We start from the raw sequence: 19,818 nt of genomic DNA, 5'->3' as shown, positions 1-19,818 counted from the left end.
GTTAATTCGATATACTTTTTTCTATTTCAAAACCTACATCTGTGATACCCTCAAGATTGACAACCCCTTCAACTGCACCATTGGCTCTCATTGCATGTGATAACTGTAAGGTATATACGCCTGAAGTTGGAAAAACGATGTCTTCTTTATACCATAATTTATTTTCTTTTATGCTACCATAACCTTTACCTAGCCATGTACCATCAGGCATTGTCATTTCATATTCTAAAGTATCTCTAACACTTTCACCACTAGGAAAATTCAATTCTGCTATCAAAAACAAATTATTATAGGCAAATGTCTGATCGTTTCTAATATTGATAAACATATTGTATTGCGCTGTAGAATCTAGGCCTGAAAAAGTATACTCAACAATACTATCTTTCGGCCAACTACCATTTTGGGTGCTCTTAAAATCTGATTTAACCGTAGCCGTATTACAAGAATGTAATATCACGAAAATAAAACTAAAGACTAGCAACCTAAGCATCTTTTGGCCTTCTTTTTTTGTTATTTCTTCTTTTCTTATTGTTGGCATTGGGGGTAGAACTCTTGTTAGCATTATCACCTTGCTTAGCGCTATTGTTTCGTTGACCTTTGTTGGATTGTGGCTTGTTAGCATGCTGATTTTTATTCGCAGGCTTTCTTTTTCGGTTCTTATTTCGATTGCCAGATTTTTTCGGCCTATCAAAACGAGTAAGACTATCTTGCCCAACCACATTTTCAAATACCACTTTTTCTTCAACGATATTTTCTACAGCATATTCTTCTAGGCTTGCAACTTTTTCTTTCTTCTTATTCTTCTCCAAAATCTCAATTACTTGATCTTTTGAAAGTGTATGCCAATTGGCTGGTTCGTCCTTATACGAAAACCATAATGTCTCCTTAAAAATATCTGTTTTTTGACAAAAGGCAATTCCTTTTTCGGTTTGCAACTTGGTATCTTGAGAAGGGAAATCTTTTAATGCATCTAGATACAAATCAAGTTCATAATTCAAACAACATTTTAACTTTCCACATTGGCCAGCTAATTTTTGCGGATTCAATGAAAGCTGCTGAAAACGAGCTGCAGAAGTACTTACCGACCTAAAATCTGTAAGCCATGTTGAGCAACAAAGTTCACGGCCACAAGACCCAATACCACCTAAACGTTGTGCTTCTTGTCGATATCCTATTTGGCGCATTTCAATACGAATACCGAAAGCTTTAGCCATATCTTTTATCAATTGACGAAAATCTACGCGTTCATCAGCCGTATAATAAAACGTTGCTTTAGAACCATCACCTTGAAATTCAACATCTGAAATTTTCATCTGAAGCTTTAAGATAATTGCCATTTCACGGGCTCTTTTCTTAATCTCTTCTTCACGGTCACGGCATTTTTGCCATTTATCAATATCGCCTTGAGAGGCTTTTCTATATACTTTAGGAAGCTCTTTGTCTTTGTGGTCTACCTTTTTACGTTTCATTTGAACTTTTACAAGTTCACCAACCAAAGTAACCATTCCAATATCATGACCTGATTCGGCCTGAGAAGCAACAATATCACCAATTGATAATGAAAGATTTTCAGTATTACGGAAGAATTCTTTTCTACTGTTTTTAAAACGTACTTCTACACAATCAAACAATTTAGTTCCGCCTGCGGGCGCCATGTTTGAAAGCCAATCAAATACTGTCAATTTATTACAACCATCAGAGCCGCAAGTACCATTGTTCTTGCATCCACGAGGTTGCCCGTCGCTACCGGTCGCACAACTACTACAACCCATATTTTATATCTTGATTGCGAAAAATCGAAAGATTTTTTCGCGCAAAGGTTCATACTTTATCTCAAACGTAAAGGTAATGATTTTTTAACGCGCTATGAAGTAAGTTAATTTGTGCGAATTGCTGTTTGCCCAAATATTTTAGCAAACGACATATTAAGTTCTATTTTTATTCTATTGACTATTTTTTAAATTTTAGAACTTCTGACCTTCCTTTTTTAAATATTTTATTACTAGCTCCTTTACCCTTTCTTAATTTTTTCTGCTCTTCAAAAGGTAAAGCATGCACCTCTTTACATTGATCTGAACAACATTCATTCATCTTATTTGCACAAGAATCACACTGAATAAACAAGAGATGACAGGCCTCGTTTGCACAATTCACATGGGTGTCACAAGAAGCTCCACATTGATGACATTTTGATATAACATCATCAGAAATACGCTCGCCCCGACGATGATCAAAAACAAAATTCTTTCCTATAAATTTATTTTCTAATCCCTTATTATTTACCTGCCTTGTATAATCAATGATACCGCCTTCTAACTGATAAACTTGCTTAAAACCCTTATGTTTATAGTAGGCACTGGCTTTTTCACATCGAATACCACCAGTACAATACATTACTAGTTTTTTATCTTCTTTATGTTCTGCTAAATCATTTTCAATTTCATCTAATGAATCACGAAAAGTATCAACATCAGGAGTAATGGCATTTTTAAAATGACCTATTTCGCTTTCATAATGATTTCTCATATCAACCAAAATAGTATCTGGGTCTTCAATTAATTCATTGAACTGTTCTGCACCTACATGAATACCTTTATTGGTAACATCAAAAGTATTGTCGTTCAATCCGTCAGCAACAATTTTATTGCGCACTTTAACCTTCAACTTTAAAAAAGATTTGTTGTCTTGTTCGATAGCAATATTCAAACGAACATTTTCTAAAAATGAAATGCTATCTAAATGTTTTTTAAAAGACTCAAAATTAGTAGCTGGTACCGAAAGCTGAGCGTTAATACCCTCATGAGCAACATAAATTCGGCCTAAAACATCAAGTGCATTCCATTGAATAAATAGATGATCTCTGAAGATCGACGTGTTGCCGATGTGTGCATATTGATAGAAAGAGATTGTAAGACGCTCTAAACCCGCCTCTTCAATAAGCGTTGCTCTTTCTTTTGCACTTAACGTATTGTACAGTTGCATGCTATACTAATTTATTAAGTTAAAGAATATATTTTTGCCGTTAAGACTCGTCAAAGATAAAATAAGCGTAAGAAAACCCTAAATTTTAAGCCTGAAATTGGTTGAATAAAAAAAGAGCCTTGATATTATCAAGACTCTTTTTGGTCACCCCTTTTAATGTTTTCTTTTTCATATACTAAATTGCAAAAGGGAAAATGACCACCATTGCTCATTGTACGTACATATCGATTCTGGCTTTAGCTATTTGACCTCTTTTAAAGCCAACTAAATAGAAATTAAGACATCTATCAATACAATGAAAGTTTGAGTTAGTTCAAATTATAGATACCATAATATAGAAAAGGTTGCGTCAAAATGAATTAATTGATTTAATTCTACTTCAATTGCCTATAAAAAAAATTGAAAATCGAAGTAAAACACAAAAGAGGTGAATAACTTTTTAGATAATGCCTTCTATGCGGTAGCATTGTGCCAAAAGATGTAGTATTTTAGCCTTCCACAAAATGAAAATCTATGAGCAACGAGAAAGAAGCAAAACTAAAAGCCCTAAAACTAACATTAGACAAACTTGACAAAACCTACGGAAAAGGTGCTGTCATGAAAATGGGAGATAAAGTTGTTGAAGACGTAGAGGTGATTTCATCTGGCTCTTTAGGTTTAGATATAGCTCTCGGAGTAGGTGGTTACCCACGCGGAAGAGTTATAGAAATTTACGGTCCTGAATCATCAGGTAAAACAACCTTGACTTTACACGCAATTGCTGAAGCTCAAAAAAATGGTGGCATCGCTGCTTTTATTGATGCAGAACATGCCTTCGATCGTTTTTATGCACAAAATCTAGGTGTAGATATAGATAATCTAATTATATCTCAACCAGATAATGGTGAACAGGCATTAGAAATTGCTGACAACCTAATTCGGTCAGGCGCAATTGATATTGTAATTATTGATTCTGTTGCGGCTTTAACACCTAAAAGTGAAATTGAAGGTGAAATGGGAGATTCAAAAATGGGCTTGCATGCGCGTTTAATGTCTCAAGCATTAAGAAAATTAACGGGTTCAATAAGCAAAACAAATTGCACAGTTATATTCATTAACCAATTGCGTGAAAAAATTGGTGTAATGTTCGGTAACCCTGAAACAACAACTGGTGGTAATGCTTTAAAATTTTACGCATCAGTTCGTTTAGACATCAGAAGATCTACACAAATTAAGAATACTGACGGTGGAGTATTAGGTAACAAGACTAGAGTAAAGGTTGTTAAAAATAAAATTGCGCCTCCTTTTAAAACTACTGAGTTTGACATCATGTATGGTAAAGGAATTTCTAAACTAGGTGAAATAATTGACCTTGGGGTGGAATTCGAAATTGTCAAGAAAAGTGGTTCTTGGTTTAGCTATGGCGACACCAAACTAGGTCAAGGCCGTGATGCTGTTAAGGCTTTATTAGGCGATAATCCTGAACTTATGGATGAGCTTGAAGGAAAAATAAAAGAAGCTATTAGCGCACTTGCCTAATACAATTTACTACACATAATTAATACTAAGCACTCTTAATTAAAAAAGAGTGCTTAGAAATTCTATTCAAAACGCAACCAAACACTTATATTTTCATCTTATAACATAAAATACTATGTTATGAAGAAGATGTATGTATTCATCTTGCTGGTTGCAATAGGCTTAACTACTGCTTCATGTTCTAAGGATGAAAATGACACCATTGAATTTAAGGCTTTACAAATATCAGAAGTAGAATTGCCAGAATCATTTTCACTTGGCAACACTTATGAAGTAAAAGTTATATATTCAGCTCCGGATGGCTGTACTTATTTTGAAGGCTTTGATGTTACTCAAAAAGACACAACCATAAGAGAAGTTTTTGCAATTGGCTCAAGAAATATTGACAAACAATGTGATCAGGCCGTTACAAATCACGAAGAGAGCTTTTTATTTAAAGTAGTTCATGACCAAGACTACCTTTTTAAATTTTGGCAAGGCCAAAACACCGAAGGTGAAGCGCAATTTTTAGAAATTGAGGTTCCTGTAAATTAGTCGGAAAACATTTCGACGAATACGACCTTACCAATACTAGCAAATTTGAGTCTGAAAGTACTCATAGATAATTGTAAAAAAGGCAACAGACAAGCCCAAGAGCAATTATACCGGCAATACTCTGGTATACTGTTCGGTATATGTCTTAAGTATTCGCGTAATAAAACAGAGGCTGAAGACAATTTACACGACAGCTTTATGACTATTTATGAAAAAATTGGGCAATTCAAAGCTCAGGGCTCATTTGAAGGATGGCTGAAAAGGATAACTGTAAATACTGTACTTCAGAAATACCGAAAAGAAGAACATTTAAATATTGTTTCTGATAATGCAGAAGAAGTTGTTGAAGTTGACTCTGAGTATTCAAATATACCGCTTGAAACGCTATTGCAGTACATACAAGAGTTGCCCAATAAATATAGATTAACATTCAATCTTTATGTATTAGACGGATACTCACATAAAGAAATAAGTTCATTATTAGGCACATCAACCGGAACATCAAAATCAAACCTTGCGAGAGCAAGAGTGATATTAAAAGAAAGAATAGAAACAGAAATTGCAAAGGCAATTATCGGAATTTTGATAATTGGCTAGTTCAAATTGTATTGAAATGTTCTCAACCGGCATTTCAATTAAGAAAAACACAAACTAATTCATTGCAAAATGAGCAAAAAAAATATTGATAATCTATTTCAAAAGAAGTTGAAAGACTTTAATGAAATACCCGAAAATCGTGTCTGGAATTCAATTTCAGATTCGTTAGACAAGAAAAAATCACGCAAAGTAATTCCGTTTTGGTGGAAACTATCTGGCGCTGCAGCCCTAATTGCTGTGCTTTTTACAGTATTTAATTCATTGGATGATAAAAATACAGTTACGCCAGTTATTACTGATACAGAAAATGTTAATCCTCAAAATACTACAAAAGAAGAGGCTACAAAAACAATTCAATTTGAAGAGTCAAAAGAAGACCAAATTGAAATTGTAAACACTGATGCTTCAGAAATAAAGTCAGAGACTTATTCTGATGAAAATCAAGAATCTGACAATACAATTGCAAGTCAGAATACTAAACAACAAGATTTTATTACAACAAAAGAGTCAGAAGCTAAAGCCTCACAATTTGCAACGGCAAATTCAGAAAAAACAAGTGATCAAAATGCATCTATTGATAGAACTAGCACTAAAAACACTTACGCCAATAACATTGATTCAAACGATGCAATTGCAAAAAATAATATGGTCGATAAATCAGAAGAAAACTTAAAAACTGAAGCAAAAAAGAATTCATCTAATGAACTTTTGAACGGCAGCAGTTCTATTGAAGAAGGTGTAGCAAGTTTGCCTGAAGACGACAAACAAGAGGAAAATTCTATTGATGGTCAGAAGAAATCAATTTTTGACGAAATTGAGAAACAAACTGAAGATGAAGAAGAAGCTCTGGCTGAGAATTCTACAAGCAAATGGTCAGTTGGTGCAAACTTAGCTCCCGTTTACTTTAACTCTTTTGGTGAAGGATCTTCAATCGACCCTTCTTTTAATTCAAACTCTAAATCGGGCGCAGTTAACATGAGTTATGGCCTTTCTGTTGCTTACAACGTCTCTCATAAATTGAGTGTTCGTACCGGAGTGAATAAAGTAAATTATGGTTACAACACCAATGAAGTAGAATTTTCAGCATCATTACAAGGCTCATTGTCTAGCCGTCTGAACAATGTGAATTATACCCAATCAGCAGAAAATGTTGTAGTGGGAAATAAGTCAGAGAATATTTCAAGTTTAGCAAACAGATCTTCAGACGTTATTGCGAATAACATCTCAAGAAATGGAGTAATGGCTCAAGAATTTGGGTATATAGAGGTTCCTGTTGAACTAGATTATGCAATCATTGAAAATCGTTTTGGCGTAAACGTAATAGGCGGTGTAAGCACCTTGTTTTTGACTAATAATTCTGTTGCCTTAAATGGTTCAGATGAAATTATTGAATTGGGCGAAGCCAACAACTTGAACAACATGAATTTTAGTACTAATGTCGGTTTCGGTCTTAACTACAAATTCACGCCAAAAGTAAGATTCAACGTAGAACCTGTTTTTAAATATCAGTTGGGTACTTTTTCTGACACTTCAGGTAATTTTAATCCGTTTTCTATTGGTGTTTATAGCGGACTTAATTTTAAGTTCTAACAAATAATGGCCGATTCTTGATAACAGCTACTTTAAACAAAGTAGCTCGACCAATGACACCTACTTCCTAGAACATTTATTTTTTCTGAATTTAATTATTGTATTTTCCATCACCTTAAAACCAACAAGTTGATGAAAAGCAGAAAACCAATCTTCTCTAACTTTCTATTAAATAGCACCCGTACACTCCTTAAATTCAGAAAGCTAAAACCAATAAACAAATTTCGATTGGGTCATTTTTATTCACCAGTTGTTTCCAAAATCGATTTAGACAGTTACGAAGACAATATTTGGCCTAAGAATCTACCCGAAGACATACAAGGAATTGAGTTACAACCAGAACAACAAAAAACGCTACTAGCTGATTTATCAAAATATTACAACGACATTCCATTTACAGTAGAAAAGTCTGACAAGTACCGTTATTACTACAAAAATGGCACATACTCATATACGGATGCAATTGTATTGCACTCTATGATTCGATATTATAAACCCAATCAAATTATAGAAATAGGATCAGGGTTTTCATCTTCTGTCATGCTAGACACTAGAGAACAATTTGCTCCAGAAATAGATTTGACTTTTATTGAGCCCTACCCGCAATTGCTTTACAGTCTTTTTAAGGAAAACGATAAAAAAAACTGTACTATTTTTGATTCTGGAGTGCAATCTGTACCACTAAAAGAATTTAAAAAACTACAGGCCAACGATATTCTTTTTATTGATAGTAGTCACATTTCTAAAACCGGAAGTGATGTAAATTACGAGCTATTTGAAATTTTACCTAGCCTTGCTTCCGGTGTAATAATTCACGTTCATGACATGTTCTACCCTTTTGAATATCCGAAAGAATGGGTTTACGAAGGTCGAAATTGGAATGAACTATACCTCATCCGCGCATTTTTAAGCTACAATCAAGATTTTGAAATTCTTTTGTTTTCGCATTATATGCACACCATGCACCAATCAGCCTTTGAAAAAATGCCTTTGAGCTATAAAAATAAAGGTGGGAATTTATGGTTGCGGAAAAAGTAAAATCTAATAAGCATCCCTATCTACATACTTTTGAGCTCATTTAAAATAACCGTTCGCACCTGTTCTCGAAGCATTACTTTATCAGATTCATCCAAAATTCCGGTTTCAACAAAGCGATGAATTTTTGCTCTGATTCGCCCAGGACCACCACTTAAAAAGGTAAATGAAAATCGTTTTTTATTGTCGTAAAAGGTGATGGGTACTATTGGAATTTTATGCGCAATTGCCATTTTAAAAGCACCATCTTTAAAAGTATCTAACACTATACTTTCATCTTCTGGAACACCACCTTCCGGAAAAATACAAATACTAAGACCTTGTGCTAAACGTTTTTGAGCTCTTCGGTAAACCCCTGTTCTACTACCACTATTATTGCGATCTACCATTATACATACTCTTTTGAAGAAAAAACCGAAAAGTGGAATTTTAGCCAACTCTTTTTTACCAACAAAAACAAATGGATTTCTACTCAAATGCAACATCAACATAATATCAAGCATACTTGTATGATTCGCTACAAGCATATAACTTTTACCTTTCACTAATTTTTCCTCTTTAGCAACCTGTGGCGGGCAACCCATGCCGTACAAAATAGGACGTGCCCACAAATTTCGAGCCATCCAAAAAAATTGCGGATATGTGCTTTCACTCAAAGTAAAGAACAGCAAAAAAGGAAAGAAAAGTATAATTGGTACTGCCACTAAAATATAAAACCAAATACGGTAAAGCGAATAGCCAATAATTTTGATTAACTGAAGCATGAAATCAAAAGTAGCAAATTCATAGAGTTATTTGCGATTTGTTTTACCTTTGTCTCTATCTCAAAATTAACTGATGGCACGCATTTTAACTGGAATTCAAAGTACCGGAACACCACATTTAGGAAATATACTTGGCGCAATTATGCCTGCAATTGAAATGGCAGCAGCACCCAATACTGAATCTTTCTTATTTATTGCAGATATGCATTCAATGACCCAAATTAAAGATGGTGAACAATTGCGCAATAACACCTATGCAACCGCTGCAACATGGTTAGCTTTCGGCCTCGACATTGAAAATACTGTTTTCTACCGCCAAAGTGATGTTCCACAAGTTGCAGAGTTATCATGGTATCTTAGCTGTTTTTTTCCATATCAAAGATTAACACTTGCTCATTCTTTTAAAGATAAAGCAGGCCGCTTAGAAGATGTAAACGCTGGTTTATTTATGTATCCAATGTTAATGGCCGCAGATATTCTTATTTATGATGCGGAAATAGTTCCTGTAGGGAAAGATCAATTACAACATATTGAAATCACCAGAGATGTAGCTTCTCGTTTTCATGCACAAATGGGTGAAACGTTTGTTTTGCCAGAAGGCGAAGTTCATAAAGAGAACAAATATATACCCGGTACCGATGGGCAAAAAATGAGCAAGAGCAAAGGCAATCTTATCAATCTTTTTCAGTCTGACAAAAAACTGAGGAAACAGATTATGGGAATCAAAACAGATAGCACTCCCATGGAAGACCCAAAGGATCCTGAAAACGACAATGTATTTGCCTTGTATAAACTATTAGCCAACGAGACACAAATTGAAGAAATGCGACAAAATTACTTGAATGGCAATTATGGTTATGGTCATGCCAAACAAGCTCTTTACGAGGTTATTATGGATAAATTTGGTGCCGCACGTGAAAAGTTTGATTACTACATGAATAATAAAAATGAAATAGACGAGGCTCTTGCACTGGGAGCGGCAAAAGCTAGAACTGTTGCTGATGGCGTACTCTCAAGAGTTCGAACTAAAATTGGCTATTAAATTTATAGCATTTTAATCAATACTTAATAACTCCACTTCAAAAATCAATGTAGAATAAGGAGGTATCTCACCGCCACCTGCACCTCTAGCGCCATAACCTAATTCTTGAGGTATAAACAATTTCCATTTTGAACCAACTGGCATTAACAACAAGGCCTCTGTCCAACCTTTAATTACTCCGTTTACACCAATACTTAGGGGCTCGCCACGCTCTACAGAGCTATCAAATACTTTTCCATCAATCAACATACCCGTGTAGTGCACTTGAACCCCATCTGTTGCTACAGGAATTTGCCCATCACCATTCTTTATGATTTCATATTGTAGACCACTTGCCGTTGTAACTATATTCGCATTTTTTTTATTTTCAGATAAAAACAGCTCCCCTTCAGCAGCCTTTGCCTTTGTTGCCTTTTCTATAGCTTCTTGAATTAATCCTTGAGCAGCTTCAGGTGTCATTTTTTCTTGCCCTAACATAATATCTTCAACAGCACTTGTAAATGAATTATATGACAACGAATCAAAGCCAAGGTTTTTTAATGTACCACCCATACTTACACCAAAAGCGTAACTAAAATTCTGAAATTCATCAGTCAGGTCTACTACTTTTTCGGCTTTCATTTGATCAACTTCTTGCTGCATTTCTAGTGCTTTAGCTTTCAATTGCGCTACTTGTGCTATCAATTCTTTTTTCTTTTGAGAAAACCCTAAAGTACTTACCAATAGTGATACAATTATTAAGTATACTGCCTTATTCATTTGATATTATTTTCGTGCGAAAATAGTTAAAATTGAGCTATTTCAAGTGAAAGTATAATTTTGTTAAAACCAACCAATCGGTCTGTTATAGAAGAAGATTTTCGCTTGAAAATCAATAATTACGACGATTCAAGCCAATCTTTCATCGTCTAAATACACTAATTACTTTGAGAAAAGTATAAAATAAAAAACTACAGACTCAGTGGTATGTATGAAAATTGTCTTGCTTCATTAAAAACATGTTACTATGACGAAATTTATATCGCCTCAAAGAGTTTTCCGGGTAGTGGTCTAACAACACCTTTCATTTCCATATTTAAAAGTGTTGATGAGACTCTAAAAACTGGCATTTTGCAATCAAGTGAAATTACATCTAACAGTTGTTTTCCTTCTTTCTGTAAATAGGAATAGATTAATTTCTCTTCTGGATCTAATTCAACGAATAACTGTTTTTGAACTACGTTTGATTTTTTGTTCTCTAGCTGCCATCCTAAATTATAAATTAAGTCAGCCGCAGAAGTCAACATTTGAGCTTTTTGTTGTTTAATTAGATTATTACAACCAACACTAAACTTATCATGGGTTCGTCCCGGAACTGCAAAAACATCTCTATTGTAGCTATTTGCAATATCAGCTGTTACCAAACTACCTCCTTTTTCTGCAGATTCTATTACTATTGTTGCTTCACTCATGCCTGCAATAATTCTATTGCGCTTTAAAAAATTTTCTCTTTCTGGGTTACTTGTGCTCCAAAATTCAGTAAAAAACCCGCCGTTTCTCTCAACATCAGCCATATACCTAGCATGCGCCTTCGGATAAATTTGATTTAACCCATGCGCTAAACACCCAATAGTTTGCAAACCATGCTTTACCGCAGCTCGCTGGGCACAAATATCTACTCCATACGCAAAACCACTAACAATAATTGGATTTAAGGGTGCAATTGCCGCGATAAACTCTTCGCAAAAAGCCATCCCATAACTCGTAATTTTTCTAGTGCCAACAATACTAATTAGTTTTTGCTGTTTTAAATCAATGTTTCCACGCTTAAAAAGCATAATCGGCCCATCAATGCAGTGCTTTAAATATGTCGGAAAATTAGGCTCCATAAAGTACACACACCCTATTTCATTCTTTTTAATAAACTCATATTCCGCTTGGGCTGCCTCAAGGTGTTCTGTATCAAAAAGACCTTTTAATTTATAGTTTCCTACGCCATCAATTTTCTGAAGTTTGTGCAACTTTTCGTCAAAAACTGCCCCCGCACTTCCACAAAAAGAAATCAACTTTTTAGCAGTAACATCACCAATATTTGGTACGTGTTGTAACCGTAGTAACGCTATAATTTCTTTTTCTTTCATCAAAAAATCGCTAAACTATTGGCAATTAGTTATCCACAAAATACACCTTTTTTAATGTTAATAAAAAGCAAATTTGAGTGACGAGAGGCGCAATAATTTTTCGATATTTGCAATATATGGTACTAGAACACTATATTTCTGAACTTTTATATCGTTACAATTGCGTAGTGGTACCTGAATTTGGCGCTTTTCTTACCCAAAGAAAATCAGCTGGACTTCATAAGACTTCAAATACCTTTTATCCGCCTTCTAAAACTCTTTCATTCAATAATCAATTGACTTCAAATGACGGTTTATTGGTTTCTTATATGGCGAATGCCGAAAACGTGAGTTATGAAGCCATGTTAAAAAAGGTGACAGAAACTGCCAATGAATGGAAAGCTAGTTTATTACAAGGCAATCGAATTACATTAGAAAATATTGGCGTTATTTGGTTGAATAGCGAACAGAAAATGCAGTTTCAGCCTTCTGATAAAATAAACTATCTCACTTCTTCTTTCGGTTTATCAACTTTTGTTGCCGCACCTGTTACTCGAGAAGTTTTAAAAGAAGAAGTTCAAGAATTAGAAGAAAGAATACCTTTTATCATCACACCAGAACAACGTGAAACGGTTTCTTTTAGACCTTATTTAAAATATGCCGCTATATTTTTGTTAGCTCTTTCTGTTGGATTTACAGGTTACCGTACGTTCAATGAAATGAAATACAATAAGCAGGTTGCCTTTGAAGAAGCACAAGTACAAGTTTCTAAAACTATTCAAGAAGCAACATTTTTTGATACTTCACCTCTTGAATTACCAGTTTTAGAATTGGAAGCTGAATCTGTAATAAATCCGAGTTTTGATCCAAAATCTCCTGAGAAAACCCATCATATTATTGCGGGTGCATTTCGATTTGAGAAAAACGCGCAACGAAAAATTCGTCAATTAAAGCGCAGGGGTTATAACGCTGCCTATCTTGGCACAAATGACTTCGGTTTACACATTGTTACTTATGAAAGCTTCAAAAACCCGCAAGAAGCTTTAAATCATCTTCAGCAAATTAGACGAACGCAATCAAAAGATGCGTGGTTAAAGTCTGTTAAGTAATTAATTGGTTGAAAATTATCTTTTCAAGAGTTAGCTTTCTTTAAAAAATGCAATCCTAATCATTAAATCTATAGCTCTTAAAAGCCAAGCTATTTAGCTGCTTTCTATTTTAAGCCATTATCTTTGCCTTTAAAATTAATCACATGGAATCTAAGAATCCTAGCCAATCACGTACAACCATGACCGATATGGTTTTACCAAGTGAAACAAATCCTTTAAATAATTTATTTGGAGGTGAATTGTTGGCACGTATGGATCGCGCGGCTAGTATTGCAGCACGTCGTCATAGTAGACGAATTACTGTAACTGCCTCAGTAAATCATGTGGCGTTTAATCAATCTGTACCTGTAGGAAGTGTTCTTACCGTTGATGCAGCCGTCTCCAGAGCATTTAGAACTTCTATGGAAGTTTATATTGATGTTTGGATGGAAGACCGGTTCACAGGCGAACGCTCAAAAGCCAATGAAGCTATTTATACGTTTGTTGCCGTTGATGAAGCCGGTAAGCCCACAGAAGTGCCCGTACTAGTGCCTGAAACTGCATTAGAAATAGAACGTTTTGAAGGCGCTTTACGCAGAAAGCAATTAAGCCTTGTACTAGCCAATAAAATGAAACCCAATGAAGCTACCGAATTGAAAGCACTATTTACAGCTGACTAAAAATCAAAATTGTCAGGATCCGGACCAATGCGTTCGTTTCTATCAAAATTATCTAACTGTGCAATATCTTCTTTGCTCAGTTCAAAATCGAAAATATCTGCATTTGAAATAATTCGTTCTTCATGAACGGACTTAGGAATAGTCACAACTCCCTTTTGCAAATTCCATCGTAAAACGATTTGAGCAGGAGATTTTCCATACTTTTCAGATAATTCTTTGCAAATATCTAGCTTAAAAAGCTTCCCTTGCATGAATGGTGACCAGGCTTCATATCGAATACCTTTAGAAGTACAAAAATCTACCAAATCTTGATTTACCAAATATGGATGAAATTCTACCTGATTAACCATTGGGGTAATCTCTGAATCTTGCATAAGATCTTCTAAATGATGTTTCATAAAATTACTAACACCAATTGCGCGAATTCGTTTCTCACGATATAATTTTTCGAGCGCTCGCCACGTATCTTTATACTTTCCTTTTACAGGCCAATGAATTAAATATAAATCAAGATATTCTACATCTAATCTTTGAAGCGTTGCCTCAAAAGCCTCTAAGGTACTTTCATAACCTTGATCATTATTCCACACCTTACTAACAACGAAAATATCTTCTCGAGCTACAGAACTCGCCTTAATTCCTTTTCCTACTCCCTCTTCATTCGCGTAAACTGATGCCGTATCAAGATGACGATAACCGAAATCTAACGCACATTTAACTGCATTAATAACCTCATTATCATTATCAGCCTGATATGTGCCTAAGCCCAAATATGGTATTTTGACCCCATTATTCAGTTCAAAAGTGCCCTGTAAATCTGTGATATTTTCCATTTCTACTCGAATTTATAGTTGATACACCCAATCTTCTGGGTTTAGTTTTTCAGTGTCTTGATAAAGATAAAACTTTAATCGCGTTTGACCATTTAAACGATTGGTTGCAACTTTACCCAATTCTGTCTTAGCTGCAACAACATCACCTTTCTTTACAAATAAAACCGAAAGATTGTAATACGTGCTGATATAATTGCCGTGTTTAAGCGTTACGCCGTTATTTCCGCCCGGAACGCTCATTATAGCAATTACTTCACCTTGAAATATTGCTCGCGCCCTTGTGCCTTCTTCTGTGGTAATAATTACACCGTTACTTTCGTGCTTAATTTCAGGATAAACCGCATCTTCATAAATTCCGAAACCCTGACTTTTAATACCTTTATCTACAGGCCAAATCAACTTTCCTTTGTTGGCTGCAAAATTATCAGCTACTAAAGAAGCTTCTGGTGTTAGCACAAATTTATTAGAGATAACCGATTTCTTCCCTTCTTTTTCATTTTTTGCATTTGATGATACAATAGCTGCACGAATTAAAGCCTCTATTTGTTGGTCTATTTTCTTTGTTTCCTTTTTCTTTTTCTGAACCTCAGCCGCATACTGACTTTCATTTTTTCGAATACTCGCCAAAAGTTCTTTTTGAACTTTTATCTCTTTCATAATCTCACCTTTGGCTTTTTTGTTGGCAGCAATCAATCGATCTGCTTTTTTTCGCTGTTCGGTAAGAGCAAGATTTCTTTCTGACAACTCATCGGTTTTTGACAAAATAGCCAAACCTTGTGATTTACGATAATCAGTGTACTGCTTTATATACTGCAGCCGCTTCATAGCTTGTACAAAGTTCTCTGATGATAATAAAAACATTAAGCGACTCTGTTGCGTTTTGCTCTGATACGACTTTTGAATAAGTGAAGCGTATTCGTCTTTTCGCTCTTGTAGCTCTTTCTTTAGTATAGAAATACTTTCAATATTCTCATTAATCTCAATATTCAAAGCCTTACTTTGCTTGTTTGTTACATCAATAAGTTCTTGACGTACTTTTATTTTTTTGTCAAGCGCTTCCATCTGATCTAGAACATTACCACGTTCTTTTTTTTCCGCAAAAAGCAAACGATTAATATCTTCTATTTCTTTTTGAAGTGCCTCACGCTTTGCTTCTAAATTTTGTTGATCAGTAGATTGCGCATGAGCGCCTGCCATAATAAACAGCACTAAAAAACAAAAAATAATATTGCTTTTTTTAGAAGTCATTCTTAGTTAAGACGATTTCTTTAAATCCATCTGGAATTTTATATGGAAAGCGTAATTCTTGGTCAAACTCTATATTACGGTATGCAATATCAATTACGTTTCTATTATCTTTTTCAATGGCAACAATTTTTATTTCGTTGGGTAAAATCCATTTGTTGATTTTCTGATAATTTTTGTAATTGATATCTAGCAGCCTTTTACGAAGCGGTTGTGATATTTGTTGCGCCGACATTTTAAAATTCTTGGGCTCAATTTGAAAAAGTGTTTTAAAAAGAGTACCCACATCTTTTGGCTTTAACTGATAATTTTCATCAGCTACAGATACCATATATGTTTCGGCCTTTAAATTGAAAAGTGCTTGCCCCAAGAGCAAGTTTTGTACTTTATCAAAATCAAGCTCTGTTCCTAGAATATTACTTAAATAAGAAAAATCACCATCAAAATATTCATTATCTAGCTTATTATAAAAACTAACCCGATTTGGCGTTATATAAGCTTTAACAATTCCTAAAGGTGCACTAATCCAAATGGCTTTATCTTTTTCTATTCTTAAGCTAACGGTAAGACCCTGAGAACCATCGCCATCTGAATAATCTATTTTCAATTTTCCGGCCAAGGTTTTGAAATCAAGCTGATTCAAATAATGCTGTCTAATTACATTTTTAGCAGACATTTTACTATTTAAAGTGCCATCAGTAGCTAATTTATTGGTTCCGCATGAGCTCACTATAATTAGTAGAATAAATAGTACAACTCTATTTTTCAATTCAATTACCATACATCACTTAAAAATTAAAATCTGGGTTTTACTTTGCTAAGATACATATTCGCCTTTACTGAATTACCTATTGCAGTATATGCTTCAGCCAATTGAGAATAGATTTTATTTGCTAGTTCATCATCATCTAACAAATAATCAATCCCTGCTTCAAGCACATCAATAGCCTCTTTATGCTTCCCTATTTTGATTAAGGAAAATCCGTTAGCATAATAAAAATAAGGTTGTAAAGGATAATTGTCTAGAGCTTCTTTACTTAAGCTTAATAACTGCGTATTACTATCCGCAAGAATTAAACTTTCAATTTCAGATTTATAAGCTATTGAAACATTCTTATCATCTGTGTTTTTACTTTTTATTTCTGAAGATTTTGGCTTTGAACCTACTCTTTTAATAGCACTATTAATTTTAGATTCAAGTTCTTCTGTAAAAGTTGAAGCATCTAACGGACCTAGTATTTCAAGTGCCTTTTCATATTTTTTCTGCTTGTAATAAATCAAAGCTAGATTCTCTTTTAAATTTTTATCTGAAAAAGACAATTGAGATTTGATGCTTTCAATAGTGTTGCCTTGCTTTTGCACCAACGTAACTAAAGTATTTAAATACCACAGATTATCAGGCTCTGAATTTACTGCGATGATTGCATATTCTTGACCTGCAACAAATTCAATGTTTAAGAGATAAGCTTTTGCTAATTCATAATCAACCACACTATTATTGGGCTGTAACTGTTTGCATTCTAAAAGCAAATTAATTGCCCTATCGTAGTTTTCGATTCCCTTTTGTTTTAAGGCTTCGAAAAAATTCTCTTGAAAAGCATCTGAATACTCTTCTAAAAAAACTTCAGCACTTTCTTCTACATCAATATCAGGCGATTCTTCTTGGGCATAGATAAGCTGTGGAATCGAGATGAATCCGAAAACACATATTAAATAAAAAGTTGCCTTTTTCATTATGACTAATTAAAATCTTTCAATCATATTAGTTTACCGAAACTAAGATTCTCTACTTCACACCAGTACTACCAAAACCACCTTCACCTCTAGCCGTTTCAGAAAGTTCTTCAACTTCGATAAACTCGGCACGTTCATGCTTTGCAATAACTAATTGCGCAATGCGTTCTCCATTTTCAATAGTAAAAGGTTCGTTTGATAAATTAACTAAAATTACCCCAATTTCTCCTCTATAATCAGCATCAACGGTTCCTGGCGCATTAAGCACCGTAATTCCCTTTTTCGCAGCCAAACCACTTCTAGGACGTACTTGTGCTTCAAAGCCCACAGGAAGCTCTATGAACAACCCTGTTTTAATGATAGCACGCTCTAAAGGTTGTAACGTTTGTGCAGTAGTAATATTGGCTCGTAAATCCATACCCGCAGATGCACCAGTTTCGTAATGTGGTAAAGCGTGAGCAGACTTATTTATTATTCTAATATTCATTTGTTCGTATTTATATATCATCGGTTATGCCAAATTGAATTTAAGGCATCGTTAATTTATTTTTTCAAAAACACTTTTCGTAGCATTTCATTTTCCATTTTATAAACTAAAGCTAGAAACAATCCTAAGAATAGTGTGCCCACAATCATATTTCGATTGAAAACATAAAATGACAATGCTGAAAACAATATTGAAACGCCTAGATAAAATAGTATTTTTCTGAAATTATATGGAATAGGATAATGTGATTTTCCGATATAATATGATAAAACCATCATGCTTCCATACGCTAAAACAGTAGCAATTGCAGAAGCCATATAACCTAGCGCTGGAATTAATGCAAAATTTATACCTATTGTTATAATCGCCCCTATAACCGAAATGAAAGCGCCATATCGCGTTTTATCAGTAATCTTATACCACACTGATAAATTATGATAGATGCCCAGAAAAAAACCACCTAAAAGAATAAGGGGTGTAACTTTCATAGCATCCCAATAATCAGAATTAGGAATAAACATAACTTTTAGTAAATCAGCATAAACAATTACGGCAAGTAAAATAATACTCCCCAGAACCACAAAATAGTTAGTAATCTGCGCATAGGCCCGTTGTGGATTTTCAGTGCCAGCATGACTGAAAAAGAATGGCTCAATTCCCATTCTAAAAGCCGTTGCAAATAAGGTCATAAACATGCCTAATTTGTAACAGGCCGCGTACATACCGGTTTCACTGTCTGCAACATCTTCTGGAAGCAACCTTTCTAGCAAAATTTTATCAAATACTTCATTGATGGTAAATGCAATACCAGCAACCAAAACTGGCCAAGCATATTTGAACATTTGTTTCCAAAGCGAAATATCGAAATTATAGTTACTTTTTAAATATAGTGGCAGCATTAATGCTAATGTAATTGCACTAGCTACTAGATTAGAAATAAATATATACGATATTTCATAATCTGGAATGTATATCGCACTTAAGAAACCAGTAGAATTATCTTCTGCAATACTTGGCAGCATTAGCAAAAAGAAAACATTTAAACCCAAATTAATTACCACATTAACTATCTTAATAATGGCGTATTTCATGGGGCGCTCATTAGCTCTTAACCAAGCAAAAGGTATGATTACAAATGCATCTAAGGCGATAATTGCAATTGCATAGCGAACAAACCGAACATCAAAATTAGCAGCGCTTGCCATGGAATTTTGGAAAAGAAGTGCAATTACGATGAATAGTATTGTTGTTGCTAAAATTGAAATTAAGGAAGTTGACACAACCTTTTCTTTATCATCCGCTTTGTTATAAAACCTAAAAAAAGCGGTTTCCATGCCGTAAGCCAAGAAAACGTTGAAAATAGCAATCCAAGAAAAAATTACACTTATTCTACCGTAACTAGTTGTTTCTAAAACACCCGTATACAGCGGTAATAATAAAACATTGAGCACACGCGGAAGCACAGTTGCTAAGCCATAAATGGCAGTTTGCTTAAAGAGTTTTTTAAGTGGATTCAAAAGTGCTTTTGTTTACAGTTTCAAAAGTACCGAATTAGGGACTGTTTTTACACACTTGAAACAAAGTTTCTAT

20 protein-coding genes are annotated in these 19,818 nt (G+C 34.5%); 8 read left to right on the top strand and 12 right to left on the bottom strand.

Annotation, left to right across the window (positions count from 1 at the left end; all coding sequences use genetic code 11):
* Nucleotide 1: 1 nt before the first annotated feature.
* From JQC67_RS04080 to trhO, 3 genes are all read right to left on the bottom strand, one after another.
* Nucleotides 2–457: a gliding motility lipoprotein GldH gene (locus JQC67_RS04080; protein WP_317198353.1), complete on the bottom strand. Its 456-nt coding sequence runs from the start codon at nucleotides 455–457 to the stop codon at nucleotides 2–4.
* 25 nt (nucleotides 458–482) lie between these two features.
* The gene (locus JQC67_RS04075; protein ID WP_203251585.1) at nucleotides 483–1,772 is read right to left on the bottom strand and encodes a PSP1 domain-containing protein; all 1,290 of its coding nucleotides are present in this window, start codon (nucleotides 1,770–1,772) and stop codon (nucleotides 483–485) included.
* Nucleotides 1,773–1,950: 178 nt separating this feature from the next.
* Nucleotides 1,951–2,982 (bottom strand): oxygen-dependent tRNA uridine(34) hydroxylase TrhO, encoded by a 1,032-nt coding sequence (gene trhO / locus JQC67_RS04070; protein ID WP_203251584.1) that lies wholly within the window; start codon nucleotides 2,980–2,982, stop codon nucleotides 1,951–1,953.
* A 513-nt stretch (nucleotides 2,983–3,495) separates the two neighbouring features.
* Between trhO and recA the strand changes: the two genes are divergently transcribed.
* The 5 genes from recA to JQC67_RS04045 all read left to right on the top strand — a co-directional run bounded on the left by recA (nucleotide 3,496) and on the right by JQC67_RS04045 (nucleotide 8,259).
* Nucleotides 3,496–4,500, top strand: a complete 1,005-nt coding sequence (gene recA, locus JQC67_RS04065; RefSeq protein ID WP_203251583.1) for a recombinase RecA — start codon at nucleotides 3,496–3,498, stop codon at nucleotides 4,498–4,500.
* 120 nt (nucleotides 4,501–4,620) lie between these two features.
* A complete protein-coding gene (locus tag JQC67_RS04060; protein WP_238934466.1) occupies nucleotides 4,621–5,034 on the top strand; it encodes a hypothetical protein in 414 nt (137 codons plus the stop codon).
* Nucleotides 5,035–5,079: 45 nt separating this feature from the next.
* Nucleotides 5,080–5,631 carry an RNA polymerase sigma factor gene (locus tag JQC67_RS04055; protein ID WP_203251582.1) on the top strand — a complete coding sequence of 184 codons (552 nt, stop codon included), beginning with the start codon at nucleotides 5,080–5,082 and terminating at the stop codon, nucleotides 5,629–5,631.
* 69 nt (nucleotides 5,632–5,700) lie between these two features.
* Nucleotides 5,701–7,221 carry an outer membrane beta-barrel protein gene (locus JQC67_RS04050; RefSeq protein ID WP_203251581.1) on the top strand — a complete coding sequence of 507 codons (1,521 nt, stop codon included), beginning with the start codon at nucleotides 5,701–5,703 and terminating at the stop codon, nucleotides 7,219–7,221.
* Nucleotides 7,222–7,353: 132 nt separating this feature from the next.
* On the top strand, nucleotides 7,354–8,259 hold the full coding sequence (locus JQC67_RS04045; protein ID WP_203251580.1) for a class I SAM-dependent methyltransferase: 906 nt from the start codon (nucleotides 7,354–7,356) through the stop codon (nucleotides 8,257–8,259).
* 20 nt (nucleotides 8,260–8,279) lie between these two features.
* Here the strand turns inward: JQC67_RS04045 and JQC67_RS04040 are convergent, their stop codons facing one another.
* A complete protein-coding gene (locus JQC67_RS04040) occupies nucleotides 8,280–9,020 on the bottom strand; it encodes a lysophospholipid acyltransferase family protein (RefSeq protein WP_203251579.1) in 741 nt (246 codons plus the stop codon).
* A 73-nt stretch (nucleotides 9,021–9,093) separates the two neighbouring features.
* On the opposite strand from JQC67_RS04040, the gene trpS reads away from it, so the two are divergent.
* On the top strand, nucleotides 9,094–10,062 hold the full coding sequence (gene trpS, locus JQC67_RS04035) for a tryptophan--tRNA ligase (protein ID WP_203251578.1): 969 nt from the start codon (nucleotides 9,094–9,096) through the stop codon (nucleotides 10,060–10,062).
* Nucleotides 10,063–10,074: 12 nt separating this feature from the next.
* Here the strand turns inward: trpS and JQC67_RS19130 are convergent, their stop codons facing one another.
* Both JQC67_RS19130 and dprA read right to left on the bottom strand, forming a co-directional pair.
* Complete coding sequence (locus JQC67_RS19130; protein WP_203251577.1) at nucleotides 10,075–10,821, bottom strand: FKBP-type peptidyl-prolyl cis-trans isomerase; 747 nt, start codon at nucleotides 10,819–10,821, stop codon at nucleotides 10,075–10,077.
* A gap of 257 nt (nucleotides 10,822–11,078) precedes the next feature.
* Nucleotides 11,079–12,182, bottom strand: a complete 1,104-nt coding sequence (dprA, locus tag JQC67_RS04025) for a DNA-processing protein DprA (RefSeq protein WP_203251576.1) — start codon at nucleotides 12,180–12,182, stop codon at nucleotides 11,079–11,081.
* Between the two features lie 116 nt (nucleotides 12,183–12,298).
* Here dprA and JQC67_RS04020 point away from each other — a divergent pair, with 116 nt between their 5' ends.
* Nucleotides 12,299–13,270 (top strand): HU domain-containing protein, encoded by a 972-nt coding sequence (locus JQC67_RS04020; protein WP_203251575.1) that lies wholly within the window; start codon nucleotides 12,299–12,301, stop codon nucleotides 13,268–13,270.
* A gap of 143 nt (nucleotides 13,271–13,413) precedes the next feature.
* Nucleotides 13,414–13,929, top strand: coding sequence for an acyl-CoA thioesterase (locus tag JQC67_RS04015; protein ID WP_203251574.1), 516 nt, complete (start codon nucleotides 13,414–13,416; stop codon nucleotides 13,927–13,929).
* On the opposite strand, the gene JQC67_RS04010 is transcribed toward JQC67_RS04015, so the two are convergent.
* The 6 genes from JQC67_RS04010 to JQC67_RS03985 are packed head-to-tail and all read right to left on the bottom strand — an operon-like array spanning nucleotide 13,926 to nucleotide 19,745.
* Nucleotides 13,926–14,762 carry an aldo/keto reductase gene (locus JQC67_RS04010; RefSeq protein ID WP_203251573.1) on the bottom strand — a complete coding sequence of 279 codons (837 nt, stop codon included), beginning with the start codon at nucleotides 14,760–14,762 and terminating at the stop codon, nucleotides 13,926–13,928. The genes JQC67_RS04015 and JQC67_RS04010 overlap by 4 nt on opposite strands.
* A 12-nt stretch (nucleotides 14,763–14,774) precedes the next feature.
* Nucleotides 14,775–15,959: a murein hydrolase activator EnvC family protein gene (locus tag JQC67_RS04005; RefSeq protein WP_238934464.1), complete on the bottom strand. Its 1,185-nt coding sequence runs from the start codon at nucleotides 15,957–15,959 to the stop codon at nucleotides 14,775–14,777.
* A gap of 40 nt (nucleotides 15,960–15,999) precedes the next feature.
* Nucleotides 16,000–16,788, bottom strand: coding sequence for a DUF4292 domain-containing protein (locus tag JQC67_RS04000; RefSeq protein WP_203251571.1), 789 nt, complete (start codon nucleotides 16,786–16,788; stop codon nucleotides 16,000–16,002).
* Nucleotides 16,789–16,802: 14 nt separating this feature from the next.
* Complete coding sequence (locus JQC67_RS03995; RefSeq protein ID WP_203251570.1) at nucleotides 16,803–17,741, bottom strand: tetratricopeptide repeat protein; 939 nt, start codon at nucleotides 17,739–17,741, stop codon at nucleotides 16,803–16,805.
* A 52-nt stretch (nucleotides 17,742–17,793) separates the two neighbouring features.
* Complete coding sequence (dut, locus tag JQC67_RS03990; protein ID WP_203251569.1) at nucleotides 17,794–18,228, bottom strand: dUTP diphosphatase; 435 nt, start codon at nucleotides 18,226–18,228, stop codon at nucleotides 17,794–17,796.
* A gap of 56 nt (nucleotides 18,229–18,284) precedes the next feature.
* Nucleotides 18,285–19,745 carry a lipopolysaccharide biosynthesis protein gene (locus JQC67_RS03985; protein ID WP_203251568.1) on the bottom strand — a complete coding sequence of 487 codons (1,461 nt, stop codon included), beginning with the start codon at nucleotides 19,743–19,745 and terminating at the stop codon, nucleotides 18,285–18,287.
* Between the last annotated feature and the right edge of the window lie 73 nt (nucleotides 19,746–19,818).

It is taken from the genome of Aurantibacter crassamenti (assembly GCF_016811105.1).
Taxonomy (GTDB): domain Bacteria; phylum Bacteroidota; class Bacteroidia; order Flavobacteriales; family Flavobacteriaceae; genus Aurantibacter_A; species Aurantibacter_A crassamenti.
This window is presented reverse-complemented; position numbering and strand designations above follow the sequence as displayed.

Coding starts and splice junctions, on each gene's coding strand:
- JQC67_RS04075 (WP_203251585.1), bottom strand. CDS start 1,772: ATGGGTTGTAGTAGTTGTGCGACCGGTAGCGACGGGCAACCTCGTGGA.
- trhO (WP_203251584.1), bottom strand. CDS start 2,982: ATGCAACTGTACAATACGTTAAGTGCAAAAGAAAGAGCAACGCTTATT.
- recA (WP_203251583.1), top strand. CDS start 3,496: ATGAGCAACGAGAAAGAAGCAAAACTAAAAGCCCTAAAACTAACATTA.
- JQC67_RS04060 (WP_238934466.1), top strand. CDS start 4,621: ATGAAGAAGATGTATGTATTCATCTTGCTGGTTGCAATAGGCTTAACT.
- JQC67_RS04050 (WP_203251581.1), top strand. CDS start 5,701: ATGAGCAAAAAAAATATTGATAATCTATTTCAAAAGAAGTTGAAAGAC.
- JQC67_RS04045 (WP_203251580.1), top strand. CDS start 7,354: ATGAAAAGCAGAAAACCAATCTTCTCTAACTTTCTATTAAATAGCACC.
- JQC67_RS04040 (WP_203251579.1), bottom strand. CDS start 9,020: ATGCTTCAGTTAATCAAAATTATTGGCTATTCGCTTTACCGTATTTGG.
- trpS (WP_203251578.1), top strand. CDS start 9,094: ATGGCACGCATTTTAACTGGAATTCAAAGTACCGGAACACCACATTTA.
- JQC67_RS19130 (WP_203251577.1), bottom strand. CDS start 10,821: ATGAATAAGGCAGTATACTTAATAATTGTATCACTATTGGTAAGTACT.
- dprA (WP_203251576.1), bottom strand. CDS start 12,182: ATGAAAGAAAAAGAAATTATAGCGTTACTACGGTTACAACACGTACCA.
- JQC67_RS04020 (WP_203251575.1), top strand. CDS start 12,299: ATGGTACTAGAACACTATATTTCTGAACTTTTATATCGTTACAATTGC.
- JQC67_RS04015 (WP_203251574.1), top strand. CDS start 13,414: ATGGAATCTAAGAATCCTAGCCAATCACGTACAACCATGACCGATATG.
- JQC67_RS04010 (WP_203251573.1), bottom strand. CDS start 14,762: ATGGAAAATATCACAGATTTACAGGGCACTTTTGAACTGAATAATGGG.
- JQC67_RS04005 (WP_238934464.1), bottom strand. CDS start 15,959: ATGGCAGGCGCTCATGCGCAATCTACTGATCAACAAAATTTAGAAGCA.
- JQC67_RS04000 (WP_203251571.1), bottom strand. CDS start 16,788: ATGGTAATTGAATTGAAAAATAGAGTTGTACTATTTATTCTACTAATT.
- JQC67_RS03995 (WP_203251570.1), bottom strand. CDS start 17,741: ATGAAAAAGGCAACTTTTTATTTAATATGTGTTTTCGGATTCATCTCG.
- dut (WP_203251569.1), bottom strand. CDS start 18,228: ATGAATATTAGAATAATAAATAAGTCTGCTCACGCTTTACCACATTAC.